Raw genomic sequence first — 14,653 nt, 5'->3', positions numbered from 1 at the left:
TACTCTTGGGGTTGTTGCGTTAACAATTAATTAGCTGATGAATAATAATGTAGATATCACAATTATTGGCGGTGGTTTTTTTGGCTTATATCTTGCTGAATACTACGCTTTGCTCAATAAAAAAGTATTAGTTATCGAAAAAGAAAATGATGCAATGCAAAGAGCATCTTACATAAACCAAGCTCGCGTGCATAATGGGTATCATTACCCTAGGAGTGTCCTTACCGCTTTACGTTCACGCATCTCTTTTCCTCGATTTGTTGATGAGTTCGAATCATGTATTGATAGTGGTTTTGATAAATATTACATGATATCTAATCGGTTAGGTAAAGTTACCCCTAACCAATTTGAAAAGTTCTGTGATCGAATTGGTGCCTCACACGAGCCTGCATCATCGGCAATACATCAATTAGTTAAACCGAATATGATTGATGGCATCTTCAAGGTAAAAGAGTTTGCATTTAATTCAGTCCTCTTGAAAGAAACGATGCTGAACAGATTACAAAATAGTAATGTTAAGATTTTGTTTAATCACGAAGTGTCTAGAATAAAAAAAATTAACTCTAGTTTAGAGCTTACCGTTAACTCTGGCGCAGAAGAACAAAAGTTTACTAGTAAACAAGTATTTAACTGCACTTATTCATTGCTAAACTCAGTCTTATCAGAGTCGAGTCTTGAACTTATTCCTTTAAGGCACGAAATGACTGAAATGTGTATCGTTGATGTCCCTGATGAGCTGAAAAAAGTTGGAATAACTGTTATGTGCGGCCCATTTTTTTCTATTATGCCTTTTCCATCTAAACAAGCTCATTCTTTTAGTCATGTACGTTATACACCACATTACGAGTGGGATGATAATAACGACAATACCTATTTAAACGCCCATAAACTGGCAAGAGAAAACCAGCGCAGAACAGCATTCAAAAAAATGCAATTAGATGCTCAACGTTATATCCCTATGCTTGAAAATATAAAATATAAAGAATCATTATGGGAAGTAAAAACAATATTACCTCGCAGTGGCACAGATGATTCACGTCCCATTTTATTTAAAGCAAATTACGGATTGCCAGGGCTTCATTGTGTAATGGGCGGAAAAATTGATAATGTGTATGACGTCATACAAACAATTAATGAATTAGGGTTAGACAAATGATAAAAAGTGATACTTTTATCTCTATTGTATTAGTCGTTAATAATCAAACAGAGAAATTAACAAGGTATATAGATAAACTATCTCCATATTTAGACCATCACCTTAATGACTATGAAATTGTCATTATTGACCAAAACTCCAAAGATGGTTTAGAACAAGAAATTCCTAAATCTTTGGCAACTCATCAATCTATAAGACATATCCGTTTGTCACAAGCAGAGAGCAACGATGTTGCTCTTGCTGCTGGACTAGAGAATGCAATCGGTGATTTTGTTATCAATTTAAACATTGAAAGTGATGATATAGAGGCCGTATTACCATTAATGGAATGTGCTTTATTAGGTAATGATATTATTGTATGCACATCAAATAAAGTAACCTCATATTTGTATAAAAAAATCAAAATGATATCAACTGGATTGTTAAAATCCATCGGGTATACGTTACCAAATGATAGCACTGGAACATTTTGCTTTAGCAGAAGAGCGGTTAATGCTATTACAGAATCTGGCCGTTATTATTGCAAGTTACATATGAGAATGGCTAATGTTGGATATAATCTTCACCCTTTTGATGCCAATAAATACACTCACCCAAATAAGAAAAAAAATATAGCAAGTGGGATAACTGAAACACTTCATCATATGATTTTTAACTCAACTAAACCACTTCGTTGGATGAGCTTTTTAGGCATCATGGGTAGTATTTTGGCAATGATTTTTTCAATTTATAGTCTATTAGTCCATTTAATAAATGACACGGTAGCTTCTGGTTGGACAACAACAATTCTTTTTATGTCTACTTTATTTGCCATTTTATTCACTATGCTATCATTTTTTGGTGAGTATTTAGCTCGGTTATTAAACGCCCGAAGTGAAAATAAAGATTATAACGTTGTATATGAGAAAAACAGCTCTGTTATGTTAAATGAATATCGTAGCAATGTCTTATTTACCTCTGTTAACAATGAAGTTAATAAAAGCCAAACAGGAAGAAACAAATGACTGTAGACTCAACTGATCACCAAGTTCCAAAATATGATGAGGTATTTACTTCGGCTAAAGAACATGATTATTGTGTTGCAATATTTGTTATTAATGAAGGTGAAAAACTGCATAAACAATTGCAGCGAATGAAAGATTCCCAACTACATGTCGATGTAATCATATCTGATGGTGGTAGTACTGATGGTTCAACGGATACAAAAGCGCTACAAGCATTAAATGTGAATACCTTACTAGTAAAACAAGAGAGAGGTAAACTAGGTAGTCAAATGAGAATTGCCTTTTCTTGGGCCTTAAAAAAAGGTTACAAAGGTATCGTTGTAATTGATGGCAACAATAAAGATAGCGTCGAAAACATCAATGATTTTGTCATAAAGCTAGAAGAAGGTTATGACCATATTCAAGGATCTCGCTTTATCCCTGGTGGGAAGGCTATCAATACGCCTGTCTCTCGGTTAGTAGGATTGAAGCTTTTACATGTACCAATAATGAGAATGGCTTCAGGTTTTAAGTATACCGATACTACAAATGGTTTTAGAGCCTACAGTAAAAATTTGTTACTTGATTATGATATGGCTATATTTAGAGATGTTTTTACAAGCTACGAATTTCATTATTATTTGGCTATTAAAGCAGCAAAAGAAGGCTTTAAGTGCATTGAGATTCCAGTTGCGAGATCTTACCCATTAGGAAAGATTCCAACTAAGATATCTCCTATTATAGGAAATTTAACAGTTTTGATTACTTTAATTAAATGCGTTGTAGGATACTATGAAAAGAAATAATCTATTATATATAGAACTTACTTTATATACATTATTATTCATTTTTATTTGTTATATTTTCTCTCCAGGATTTATGACTAAAGATAGTATTGTACAACTATATCAAGCTGAACTAGGTATTATTGATGATTGGCATCCACCTGTGATGTCTTGGTTATGGTCGTATTTAATCCCCCCTCTAGGAGTAGGAGGAATGTTATATTTTCAATTGTTTTTACTATTCTCTTCTAGTTATTTGATGCACAGAATCTTCGAAGGGAACAAGTTAAGCTACCTTTTCTTATGTGTTCCTTTCTTACCTTGGATCTTTAACTTTGAATTTGTAATTTGGAAAGATGTAGCATTAGCTTACACATGGTTTCTATCTGTTGCGCTGGCACTTTTCTATAGCATAAAAAAAGAAGGTAAGTTGATTGTTTTTTTGATTTTTTCTCTATTTTTTTACGGGATTCTGGTTCGTTCAAACTCACCAGCAGGCGCTATATTCGTTCTTCCATTTCTCTTGATATGCATATTCAAATTAAATGCAAAAAAATCAATAATAATATCATCAATAATAATAGCATTGTATTTTTCATATATACCAAAATTATTGAATGATTTTTGGGGTGCTAAAAATGGTCATGGCTTTAGTTATACGATGATAGACGATATTGTCGCTATAAGAATGGCAGGAGGTCAAGTTCCAGATTCATCCTTATTTAGTCATAAAGAAATCAACAAATATAAAAAATGTAATATATTAAATTTAAATAATGTTGGTGCCGGGATATGTGATTTAAAAAAGATGAAAAGCTTAATGGAAAATGATTACATAAAACTAACAGAAGAATGGAAGCATACTGTAAAAAACAACTTTAAAATCTACTTTAAATATAGAGCCTCACTTTTTATTAAATCTTTGAGAGATCCCAAAACAGCCCCCTACTATTATTATGAGAAAAGCCTTTATCAGCCTCCTTATTACATAGCTGATGAAGAAAGTTTCAATCACGTTCGAGTCACAAAAAGGATTAATGGGGAGTATGGACAATTACTAGTTGAAAGTTATATTACATCGACAGAGAAAGTATTTTCTTTTATTTTCAAACCTTTTTTTTGGGTTATATTATCATTTTTACAGCTAATTTACTTTACTACAAAGAAAAGGGTGTATAGATTACCATTTTGGATGCTACCTCTATCCTCAATTTCATATATATGCGGATATATTCCTTTTACGCAAGCTCATGATTTCAGATATTTTTATTACTCTATCGTAATGACAACACTCTGCTCATTACTAATATTATTGCTAACAATAAAACCAGGTGTATATTTCTCTGAAGAAAGAATTTAAACTGATAGTTAGGGCTTGTTATGAAACGGTTAGAAATAATGTAATGGTTGATTTCGTGTAAGTGTTCACCAAGCCCTATTGACATAAAAAGTGTGCCCTTACGCAATTGATCCCACTTTGGCTATTGAGTGATCATTCTGGGAATTCATTATATTTCCAGGGCGAGATCTCACATGATTTGTAGGGTTTAATTGATTAAATACCAAACTACACGGTTAATTTATGTTCGCTTGCACCGAAGGATTAAATATTCTTTATTTTCGACTGAACTAATCCTGATTTTGATGATCGGATCATTATCTATTTAGTAAGCGCCAATAACTCCGCATTATTTCGCGACTTAACTTGAACCCTGATAATGATGATATCGCTCAACACTGACATTGCTGATAAGCCACGCTTTTTGCAGGTTTCTATGAGCATATGGATCCTACTACGGAATTTATCGCCTGCATCCGAGGTCGTTCCGAAGCTGATTTTCCTTTGAATGACAAAGCCTCTAATACATCGCTCAGCTTCATTATTAGTTAAGGGGATTGACGTTTTCTTGAGGAAAACCCACAAGCTTTCCCTATGTTTGATCAGCAACTTGCATCGCCCCCGATTTCGCTTGACCATCACGTCCGTTCCTTTGTTTAACCAATGGTCAAATGATTTTTGCAACCTACGCATTCGCCGCAAGTACAGTGAATAACCTAATTCACCTTGCTCATAACGATGTCGTGTATGAAAAATAACGTTAGTCAATAAACAAAGGTGCTTCCCTATATAGGCAGTATGACCACCACCACTATAATCCGCCATTTGTTGAAGGTTGCGCTTAACATGCGCCCAACATAACTGATGACGGTCTGCGGCTATCCAGTTATAGCTTGGGCACTGGTCGCTGACCACAATACCTGCATAGTCTTCATCAATGACCTTTTTCGCTGATGAGGTCGAGTGCGAATACAGTATTTGTTCATAGACAAGGTCATCACTAACCAACACCAACGAAGACTTGTTTCATCATTTCGGTGATGAGACGTTTCGTCAGCATGAATCAAAGGCGCTTTCTTTAACGCTTGTTTTATGTAAGTGTTCACCAAGCTCCTATTGACAGAAAAAATGTGACCTTACGCATTCGATTAAAACAGCGGAATGTGCTCCTTGATGAAGTGAGTAAAGAGAAGCGTAGGCAGCACATACGACAAACCAGTAAAATAATTATGCTTTTCGGTGATAGTTTAGCTGATTTTGCTTCACCTTTTAAAACGAAGAAAACGACTGAGAAGCAGCGTGAGTTGGTTAAGGAAAATAAATTCCACTTTGGTGATGACTGGATAATTCTCCCTAATGCTTCTTATGGAACGTGGTCTAAAGATTAATTTTGATTTTTCTAAAGCTAGGTGTGGGAGGTGCTTTCAATCTAAACAAGGCGCTTTCCCTACACTCCCTCTCATGGTGAGAAATATTTATAATCAATGATTTGAAATAGTATCGTGATAAAAAGGAGAGAAAAACTTCTCTCCTTCTTCGATTTGATGAACTATACAGGTTTATAAATAAACGTTTCCACGCAGATATAAAACCGCTGATCCGGCAATAATAATGCGGTCATTATCAATCATTTTACAGTGTAAAACTCCGCCTCTTTGAGAGGCTTGGTAAGCGGTTAATTCACGTTTATCGAGCTGTTCAGCCCAATATGGCGCTAAAGCCGTGTGGATTGAACCTGTCACTGGATCTTCATAACCGCCATTTGCTGGCCAGAAATAACGAGACACAAAATCATATTGTGACGATTGAGCAGTGATAACGATATCGTGAGGTGCGAGTTTCTTAAGCTGCTCTGAATCGCAAATGACATCTTGTATTGCTTGTTCACTGGGTAAAACGGCAACGTAGGCTTGGCGGTTTTTTAGCACCTTGGTGGGTGTAATAGATAATCCCTTAAGTAAGGCGGCTGGTGGTTCAACTTCTTCACCGGGTTGGCAAGGGAAGTTCATTTCAATATTACCATTGGTGGCTTGTTTTACTGTCAGTGTACCGACTTGCTCTGTCGTAAAAGTGATCTCACCTTTAAGTTGGTAAAACTGATACAGAACAAAAGCAGAGGCAAGCGTTGCATGACCACAAAAGTCAATCTCAGTTAGAGGAGAAAACCAACGTATCGCATAGGTATTAGCGTCCGTTGGTTTAATAAAAGCCGTTTCAGACAGATTATTTTCAGCAGCAATACGCTGCATTAATGAAGCATCTGGAAAAGTGGTAACTGGCATGACTGCCGCAGAATTACCTTTGAAATGTTGGTCGGTAAAAGCATCGACAACGAAAATATCCATATCGCGTTTATCCTGCGTGTGAGTTAAGAATTGACAAGTATGTCTTGTCGGATCAATTTTTTGTTAATTTTAAATAAAAGTTCGCGTTCTTCATTTGTTAGTGGAGCAAAGAACTCTTGATTGATATTAGCAATACACACAGTGGCTTTTTGCTCAATGTCTCTACCTTTATCAGTAATCACAAGATAGCGGGCTTTTTTGTTTAGCTCTGATTTATGGACGGTGATTAATTCACGTTTAATACAGTTATCGATTAAACGTTTAGTCACTGAACGTTCGCGGTGAAGAACATCGGAGACGGCTTGTTGCGGCACTTCGCCTAAATAACTGAGAACGCGTAATGCACCTAACATTTCTAATGTAATATCAAATTCCGTCGCTAAGGCTGAGGTGGCAATACTACGAAATTGTTTATAGGCTAATCCCATAGTAAAAGACAAACTCTCATTAAGAGAAGGGATATCTGTGTAGTTCTGTGACATGACGTTTTTTCGCCGTAGTAATAAAATAAAACAGAGCCAATATACCTAAAGTGCAGCTAAGTTCCCATCCTCGAAGGAAAGTACTACTCAATCCTAACTCACTATTGGTCATATAAAGTTGGATTGGTAGCATGGTTGCGAGCAAAATATCGGGATGTAACGCTTGGTGTGGGCCCTCATCGGTATAAATTTTGTAACTGATCGCGTAAATCAATGCAAATAGCCCCAAACCATAAACAATAATATCACTTTGATAACCGGCAATAATCAGCATAAATATCGTGGCAATGGCACATCCGCCGACTTGGGTAATAAAGCGTGATTTGACGATTTTTAAATATGCTTCTCGACTGGTTTGGGTTGCCGCTGCAATAACTGGCACCATACAAAATGCGCCAGAAATTAGATTTACAACCATTAAAAAACCAAGTCCCAAACCAATCAAACTAACAGATGTTAAGCGTTGTTGAGCGGTGACAGGTGATGAGGTAGGTTTGAAAATGCCAGATGTTGGTTTCGGTGGTAATAGCCAGAAAAACAGCTTGGTTACACAGATGCTAACAACAATTGCTAACCCGACTTCGTGTAAACGTTGCGGCATATCCCTAGTGGTATGTAGTGCAAAGACAATATTTAAAATCCAGTTAATCGTTGGCATAAACAATGCGCCCACTTTGGCGGGAGAATCTGCCCGTTTTCTTAGTTGATCAAACAGTACAATACTGATCGTCCAAATAATAAAAGGGTGATCGCTAAAGACTTCAGACACGAAAACCGCACAGTAAGCCGATAGCAACACTAAGGCGAACGATTTGCTCAATCCTTTCCAACTGTAGTCCTTCACTTTAGTCGCAATAATTATTGGAAATAGCGCAAAATAAACATGTGAATTTACATGAAAAATCTTACCGAGCATCATACAGATGCACACAATGCATGTGGTACGTAGTACGTCTGTATTCATTGAATGTTTCATATCCCACCTGAGTTGTTTTTAGGCTTAGTAGATGTAGCGGAATAGGGCAATAACATGGATCCATAGTGAACTGAGTACATCTAATACAGGGTTACCATTAAGCACAATGACACTTGCGCGAGATCCTGATATCACATCTTGTTGCGGTACATTGACAGCAATACGGGTACGGATTTTTTGTTGTTCGCGGATCCAACGCGTGTCATTGGTAACGTTTGATAGTTGTGTTAATGGATTGCTCGCGTTAAAAACAGCGCGATCTTGATTTTCTATTTCGCCTTTAAAGACCTGACCAGGTTGAGAATCAAAACTGATTAATACATGATGCTTGGGTTGTAAATGTGTAATACCTTTCTCATTAAAGTCGGCACTTAGCCAACTGTTTTGCTCATTAACGAGGAAAAGGATCGGTGTACCTTTATTTACATAAGTCCCTGTATCTAAATGTAAATTACTAACAGTTCCTGCCGTTTTAGCCATCACTGTTGTATTTGCGAGATCCCATTCTGCGCGATCTAATTTTGCCTTTGCGAGTTCAACGGCAGCGGTGTTTTTTTTATCTGATAACGTCGCTTTTATTTTTAGAACATCTGCTTGTGCTGCAGAAATAGCACTTTTAGCGATATCAGTAGTACTGATTGCATCATCAAGCTCTTGTTGGGTTGTTAACCCTTTACGACTCAATGTTTGGTAGCGCTCCAATTTATTTTGCGTATTTTTCCACATTGTTTTTTTCTGTAGCACCACTTGTTGTGCTGCTGCGAGTTGCTGCCATGCTCCTGCATCGGCTTCCTTTGCTTGTTGCAATTCGGCTTGTGCTTGAGCGACAGCAATTTGATAAGGCTTTTCATCAATAGAAAATAAAGGTTGGTTAGCGTTAACGTATTGACCATTAGCGACATAAACATGGGTAATATTTCCCGATACTTCAGGAGCAATATTCACCACTGATTTATAGAAAGTGGCTTGCGTGGTGAATGGCGACACATTATCAGTCATCAAAAGAAAAGCTGATAATGATAAAGCGAAACCGATCACGGTATATAAAAGAACAGAATAAATGTTCGTTTTCATTATTTTTGTTACCCATACAACAAAGTCTAGAGGCAATCATACACTCTTTAATGTTGCATGTGCAACATTTTGGTGATTGTGTATTGTTCGTGATGGCGTTGAAAGAGGTAATTTCGAATGTGGAGTCGAAAATAATAAGATTCTAGCCGTTATATTTAATCGGGTAATTTGTTTTATAAATAAGACGTTAGTAGTGTTTGAAATTGTTTTTACATTTTTTTCAGTGTGGAAATTTGCCTAATTGGCGTTTATCTACCATATTTAACTTAACCTGTATTGAGATAGTTACTCGAGCTTACGGAGGATTGGAGCTGTTTTTAAAGACTCACGGATACAGGTATCAGTGACTATTAATAGACCTCTTCGACCCGTTATTGGTAGTCATTCAGTTGCATCGCGCAACATATGAAACGTAGACAAAGCAATACATGTAAAAGCAACAAAGTAAAATGTAACATTGTAAAAATTACACAGTAAAAGCTACACATGTAAAAGCTTCTAAGTGACAACTTAGTTGTTAACAATTTGGTAAGCGACACCTTTTAAAATTTGCTTCTTCGCCAATATATATCGGTCCGCACAAATATTGTGGGACACGGCAAGCTCAACGTAATGAGTGGCGAAGCGTAACAATATTGGTGTGCCGAGTAAGTACACTAATAGCAACACCAAGCCGCACTGCAATAGTGCGGCTTTTTATTTTTAGAGATTTATAAATAATTCAGAAAATCACAATAATTATTTATTATTCCTATTGAAAATCATAAGATATTGAAAATAAAATTAAAATATATGTTATCCACAAATTCAGTGGGTAACTCTAACTAATCATCAAATATGACTGATGTTTTTTTGTACACTTTTATAATGAGAGGTTATAGCTCGTTGAGTTATGTTGTGTTAGTGGTTTGATCGACAATTATTAAGTAATTTAATTTGTGATAAGTTTTATATATTTGATAATTCCTATTAGGTATTAGTAAGTTCTACACCTGTATTCGTGGTATAGATATTTTGACTGTATACATGCCGCTATTACTTTTACTTTTTATGTGCAATAAATGATGGAGTGATTAGCCGTAAATGAATTGATCACATGGAATAAAGGAGAATTCGATGGAAAACGCAACGACAACATTTAATATCGTAAGTCTTTCTGATTCGATGACTCGTCATGCTCATAATTACCATCAAATGGTCGTAGGCCTAACAGGGCAAAGTGAATTTGATATTAAAGGGGTAAAAAAGGGAGTACTTGCTGGCTCGGGCTGTGCAGTGAGTGCCAATGTAGAACACAGCTTTTATGGTGATCAACATAATCAAGTATTAGTCGTGAATACACCGTTGAGATGTTCTGATAATAGTATGACTATATTTGTAGAATCATCACGCTCTGGCTATTTCAATCTTGATTTGCGTACTCAACAACTCATCTATTTACTTACTGCTGAAGCACAACAATCTAAAACAGATACAGAGTTGAGTAATAGTATAAGCCAAACAATATTTTACTTATTAAAGCGAAGTCTTATTTCTCCTACTCAAGAAAAACCAATCTCAAGGTTAGATATCACTTTAATTGATAGCTATATTCAACAACATCTTGATCAGAAAATTTCGGTTGCTGAGTTAGCAAGTTTGGTTTTCTTGGCTCAAAGTCAGTTTTATTTACTGTTCAAAGAGCAGATCGGTATTACTCCCCACCAATATGTTTTACGCAAACGACTGGAATTCGCTAAACAATTAATTTTAGGGCAACGGATGCCTCTGTCTCAAATCGCGCAGTTATGTGGTTTTTCTAGTCAAAGCAGTTTTAGTCAGGCTTTTCGTCGTCTTTATGGCTATCCAGCTACTCGTTATCAAGATCATGTTTGATATTAACTTTTACCTCTTTTACTGACCTGCTTTAGATCTCGTATTACCGATGTGCGGAGAATAACTAAAATTTTTCGTAGGAATGAATAAGACGGCATTGAGCTTTAACCATAATATCTTTTTCCAGTAACAGTTTAACAACATTACTGTTGGGGTATTTTGTATCTCCTGGTAATGCCATAGAGGAAACCTAATGTTTAAAGCCGTTGATACACTCCATTCTTCCTTTATAGAGAAGCCTTTAGCTCAATTATGGGCATTAATTTCACCACTGTATGCTGTTGATGAGTCTGAGTGGTTAACACAGTTGCTGCCATTAGCAGAACCTACAGATGAAGAACGTACATATAGTGCAGAGCAAGCCAGTGAGCTTATTGCTCGTGTCCGTGCGGATAAAAATGCGGTGCAAATGATTGACGCATTGCTATTGGAATACAGTTTAGAGACCAAAGAAGGGATTTTATTAATGTGCTTAGCTGAAGCACTGATGCGTATTCCTGACTCTGCTACTGCCGATGCCCTTATTCGCGATAAATTAAGTGTTGCTGATTGGAAATCTCATCTTAAAAATTCTGATTCATTGTTTGTGAATGCCTCAACATGGGGGCTCATGCTAACAGGGAAAGTAGTAACGTTAGATGCTAAACAAGACGGTACACCAACGAATGTGATTAACCGCTTGGTTAATAAAATGTCAGAGCCAATGATCAGACAAGCCATGCACCAAGCGATGAAAATCATGGGGCACCAATTTGTTTTAGGGCGAGATATATCTGAGGCGATGAAAAACGGCAAACCTAAACGAGAGCAAGGGTTTACTTATTCATTCGACATGCTAGGTGAAGCGGCGCTAACCGCTCAAGATGCCGAAAAATATTACAATGACTACCTAACGGCGATTAAAGCGGTAGGGAAGATAAATAGTGCCATTTCGACTCAATCGGCGCGTCAATCATCAGATCCTACTGTATCAATTAAGCTATCTGCATTGCATCCTCGTTACGAAGTCGCCAATGAAGCGCGTGTGTTAGAGGAAATGTACCATTCTGTTCTTGATCTATTAATTTTTGCCCGCCAGCATAACGGTGGGATCACGATTGATGCTGAAGAAGCAGACAGATTAGAATTGTCATTGAAGCTGTTTGAAAAACTGTATCGCGCAAAAGAAGTGAAAGGTTGGGGGCGTTTCGGTTTAGTTGTACAAGCCTATTCGAAACGTGCTCTACCAGTATTAGCGTGGATTGCTGCTCTTTCAAAACAACAAGGTGATGTGATCCCACTTCGATTAGTAAAAGGAGCCTATTGGGATAGTGAACTTAAACTTTCTCAGCAAGCTGGCTTTAATGGTTATCCTGTTTTTACGCGTAAAGAAGCGACAGACAGTTCTTATTTAGCCTGTGCAAGGTTTCTACTATCAGAGCCTCTAAAAGGGCTGATCTACCCACAATTTGCTACTCATAATGCTCACACGATAAGTGCTATTGTCGCGATGGCGAAGCATCCTTGCTTTGAGTTCCAACGCCTACATGGCATGGGGGATGCGCTATATAACCATGTGATGGATATGCATAAAACACAGGTACGTATTTATGCTCCAGTGGGAAGCCATAAAGACTTACTGCCATACCTTGTTCGTCGTTTGTTAGAAAATGGTGCGAATAGTTCATTTGTTCATCGCTTGGTTGATGCTAATTGTCCTATTGCCGAGCTCACACAACACCCTGTTGATGTGCTTAAGCAACGTAAGACATTGCACAATAGTTTGATCCCATTACCGATAGATATTTTTGGCTCTGAACGTAAAAACTCATCAAGTATCAATATCGATATTGAATCACAGTGGCAACCTTTTCATCAGGCGATACGTGCCTTTGATAAGGTGAAGTGGAAAGCATCACCTATTTTAAATGGAAAACCGACGGCTATTTTGGCTGCCGAGCGAGTTTGCGTGACGGCACCTTATGATCGTGAGGAAGTGGTGGGTGAGCTTATCTATGCCACATCATCACAAGTGGATACAGCGATAGCATCTGCCCATGATGCTTTTACAGATTGGTCACAACGCTCTGCAAGCGAGCGTGCGAATTACTTATTACTATTGGCCGATAAACTTGAATTACATCAAGCGGAATTAGTGGCGTTATGTCATCGTGAAGCAGGCAAAACAATCCACGATGCAATTGATGAAATTCGTGAAGCGGTGGATTTTTGCCGTTATTACGCAGAGCAAGCACAAACGAATTTTGATAAGCCTAAACGCATCACTAGCTTTGATGGTGTCGACCAAGAGATGGCCTATCAAGGACGTGGTGTCTTTGTTTGTATTAGTCCTTGGAATTTCCCTTTAGCTATTTTCTTAGGCCAAGTGTGTGCCGCTTTAGTTGCTGGTAATACGGTAGTGGCTAAACCTGCAGAGCAAACGTCATTGATTGCTTGCCGTGCAATTGAATTACTTCTGCTTACTGGCATTCCACAAGGTGTTATTCAATTAGTGACAGGGCTGGGTCGTGAGATAGGCCATCAATTGACGTCAGATGAGCGTATTGCTGGTGTCGCCTTCACAGGTTCAACACCAACAGCTCAATTGATTAATCGAACATTAATGGCACGTGATTGCGAGCCAGTCCCATTTATTGCCGAAACTGGCGGTCAAAATGCAATGATCGTTGATAGTACAGCGCTACCTGAACAAGTAGTACGTGATGTATTACGTTCAGCGTTTGCATCTGCAGGTCAACGTTGTTCAGCATTACGCGTACTCTTTATTCAGCAAGATATTGCAGAACGTGTGATCACTTTGATTAAAGGGGCAATGGCTGAGCTTAAGATTGGGGATCCTCAATTACATGCTACCGATGTGGGACCTGTAATTGATCTTGCGGCGAAACAAAAGCTCCTTACTCATATCGAATCGTTAAAAAACCAAGCGCGATTGATTTGCCAAACGCCGCTGCCAGACAGTTGTGCGAGTGGCGATTTTGTTCCGCCGACGGCCATTGAAATTCAACATATTAATCTTTTAGAGCAAGAGCACTTTGGCCCAATTCTGCATATTGTGCGTTTTAAGGCGAGTGAGATCGATCAAGTTGTTAATCAAATTAATCAAACGGGATTTGGTTTAACGATGGGGATACATAGTCGAAATGAGCGTACCTATAGTGAAATAGCGTCACGTGCCAAAGTTGGTAATTGTTATATCAACCGCGATCAAGTGGGAGCCGTTGTTGGTGTCCAGCCTTTTGGTGGTCGGGGATTATCAGGAACAGGACCTAAAGCGGGTGGACCTCATTATTTGTACCGTTTTATGCATTCAACTATTGCGTCAATTAACGTCACTATTCAGCGCGAGATAGAAGGAGTAAACGATGAAAAATAATTCGCAGTTAATGGCGTTATCTCCGCTATTACAAAAATCACTAAAAGGTAGCATTTTTGCTGCTTCTGTATGGAATGATCTGGACTTTGAAACGCGAATCGCTATTCTACGCCGCTGGGCAAAATCGCTAGATAATCAATCTGCGATGATGGTGAATTTTCAGTGTAACAATGCACAGGAAATGGTGGCTGAGATGCAAGTAATGCCAGGGCCAACAGGAGAAAGTAACACGCTTTATTGTGTTGGACGCGGCGTATTTGTT

Annotated in this window: 11 protein-coding genes and 2 pseudogenes; 8 read left to right on the top strand and 5 right to left on the bottom strand. The window is 37.8% G+C overall.

The window, feature by feature from the left end:
* Positions 1–37: 37 nt before the first annotated feature.
* Genes SKA34_RS05315 through SKA34_RS05300 form a run of 4 tightly spaced genes read left to right on the top strand, consistent with a single transcriptional unit; the run spans position 38 to position 4,284 of the window.
* Positions 38–1,156, top strand: a complete 1,119-nt coding sequence (locus SKA34_RS05315) for an FAD-dependent oxidoreductase (protein ID WP_006644484.1) — start codon at positions 38–40, stop codon at positions 1,154–1,156.
* The gene (locus SKA34_RS05310; RefSeq protein ID WP_006644483.1) at positions 1,153–2,160 is read left to right on the top strand and encodes a glycosyltransferase; all 1,008 of its coding nucleotides are present in this window, start codon (positions 1,153–1,155) and stop codon (positions 2,158–2,160) included. The genes SKA34_RS05315 and SKA34_RS05310 overlap by 4 nt, the downstream gene beginning before the upstream one ends.
* Positions 2,157–2,945: a glycosyltransferase family 2 protein gene (locus SKA34_RS05305; protein ID WP_006644482.1), complete on the top strand. Its 789-nt coding sequence runs from the start codon at positions 2,157–2,159 to the stop codon at positions 2,943–2,945. Before SKA34_RS05310 ends, SKA34_RS05305 begins: the two co-directional genes overlap by 4 nt.
* Positions 2,932–4,284: a hypothetical protein gene (locus tag SKA34_RS05300; protein ID WP_006644481.1), complete on the top strand. Its 1,353-nt coding sequence runs from the start codon at positions 2,932–2,934 to the stop codon at positions 4,282–4,284. Before SKA34_RS05305 ends, SKA34_RS05300 begins: the two co-directional genes overlap by 14 nt.
* Positions 4,285–4,584: 300 nt before the next feature.
* Here the strand turns inward: SKA34_RS05300 and SKA34_RS05295 are convergent.
* Positions 4,585–5,357: pseudogene (locus tag SKA34_RS05295) on the bottom strand (IS66 family transposase); the annotation flags it as partial.
* 36 nt (positions 5,358–5,393) lie between these two features.
* Between SKA34_RS05295 and SKA34_RS05290 the strand changes: the two are divergent.
* Entirely contained in the window at positions 5,394–5,651 is a 258-nt protein-coding gene (locus tag SKA34_RS05290) for an HAD family acid phosphatase (protein ID WP_050764777.1), read from the top strand.
* Positions 5,652–5,822: 171 nt separating this feature from the next.
* Here SKA34_RS05290 and SKA34_RS05285 read toward each other — a convergent pair whose 3' ends face one another.
* From SKA34_RS05285 to SKA34_RS05270, 4 genes are read right to left on the bottom strand one after another with little or no spacing between them, the layout of a single operon-like run.
* Positions 5,823–6,608, bottom strand: coding sequence for a PhzF family phenazine biosynthesis protein (locus tag SKA34_RS05285; RefSeq protein ID WP_006644478.1), 786 nt, complete (start codon positions 6,606–6,608; stop codon positions 5,823–5,825).
* 23 nt (positions 6,609–6,631) lie between these two features.
* Positions 6,632–7,090 (bottom strand): MarR family winged helix-turn-helix transcriptional regulator, encoded by a 459-nt coding sequence (locus SKA34_RS05280; RefSeq protein WP_039859725.1) that lies wholly within the window; start codon positions 7,088–7,090, stop codon positions 6,632–6,634.
* Positions 7,056–8,066 (bottom strand): DUF2955 domain-containing protein, encoded by a 1,011-nt coding sequence (locus SKA34_RS05275; RefSeq protein WP_039859724.1) that lies wholly within the window; start codon positions 8,064–8,066, stop codon positions 7,056–7,058. The genes SKA34_RS05280 and SKA34_RS05275 overlap by 35 nt, the downstream gene beginning before the upstream one ends.
* 24 nt (positions 8,067–8,090) lie before the next feature.
* Positions 8,091–9,140, bottom strand: coding sequence for an HlyD family secretion protein (locus tag SKA34_RS05270; RefSeq protein ID WP_006644475.1), 1,050 nt, complete (start codon positions 9,138–9,140; stop codon positions 8,091–8,093).
* 1,116 nt (positions 9,141–10,256) lie between these two features.
* On the opposite strand from SKA34_RS05270, the gene SKA34_RS05265 reads away from it, so the two are divergent.
* From SKA34_RS05265 to SKA34_RS23275, 3 genes and pseudogenes are all read left to right on the top strand, one after another.
* The gene (locus tag SKA34_RS05265) at positions 10,257–11,015 is read left to right on the top strand and encodes an AraC family transcriptional regulator (protein ID WP_006644474.1); all 759 of its coding nucleotides are present in this window, start codon (positions 10,257–10,259) and stop codon (positions 11,013–11,015) included.
* Between the two features lie 193 nt (positions 11,016–11,208).
* Positions 11,209–14,391: a bifunctional proline dehydrogenase/L-glutamate gamma-semialdehyde dehydrogenase PutA gene (gene putA, locus SKA34_RS05260; RefSeq protein WP_006644472.1), complete on the top strand. Its 3,183-nt coding sequence runs from the start codon at positions 11,209–11,211 to the stop codon at positions 14,389–14,391.
* Positions 14,381–14,653: pseudogene (locus SKA34_RS23275) on the top strand (proline dehydrogenase); the annotation flags it as partial. The gene putA and the pseudogene SKA34_RS23275, both read left to right, overlap by 11 nt.

Source organism: Photobacterium sp. SKA34, from assembly GCF_000153325.1.
In the GTDB taxonomy this organism is placed as follows: Bacteria; Pseudomonadota; Gammaproteobacteria; order Enterobacterales; family Vibrionaceae; genus Photobacterium.
Note: the sequence above shows the minus strand (reverse complement) of the source record. Positions and strands in the feature narration are given on the sequence as shown.

Excerpts from the sequence above, each read along its gene's own strand:
- SKA34_RS05310 (WP_006644483.1), top strand. The coding sequence starts at position 1,153 with ATGATAAAAAGTGATACTTTTATCTCTATTGTATTAGTCGTTAATAAT.
- putA (WP_006644472.1), top strand. The coding sequence starts at position 11,209 with ATGTTTAAAGCCGTTGATACACTCCATTCTTCCTTTATAGAGAAGCCT.
- SKA34_RS05275 (WP_039859724.1), bottom strand. The coding sequence starts at position 8,066 with ATGAAACATTCAATGAATACAGACGTACTACGTACCACATGCATTGTG.
- SKA34_RS05270 (WP_006644475.1), bottom strand. The coding sequence starts at position 9,140 with ATGAAAACGAACATTTATTCTGTTCTTTTATATACCGTGATCGGTTTC.
- SKA34_RS05280 (WP_039859725.1), bottom strand. The coding sequence starts at position 7,090 with ATGTCACAGAACTACACAGATATCCCTTCTCTTAATGAGAGTTTGTCT.
- SKA34_RS05265 (WP_006644474.1), top strand. The coding sequence starts at position 10,257 with ATGGAAAACGCAACGACAACATTTAATATCGTAAGTCTTTCTGATTCG.
- SKA34_RS05285 (WP_006644478.1), bottom strand. The coding sequence starts at position 6,608 with ATGGATATTTTCGTTGTCGATGCTTTTACCGACCAACATTTCAAAGGT.
- SKA34_RS05305 (WP_006644482.1), top strand. The coding sequence starts at position 2,157 with ATGACTGTAGACTCAACTGATCACCAAGTTCCAAAATATGATGAGGTA.
- SKA34_RS05300 (WP_006644481.1), top strand. The coding sequence starts at position 2,932 with ATGAAAAGAAATAATCTATTATATATAGAACTTACTTTATATACATTA.
- SKA34_RS05315 (WP_006644484.1), top strand. The coding sequence starts at position 38 with ATGAATAATAATGTAGATATCACAATTATTGGCGGTGGTTTTTTTGGC.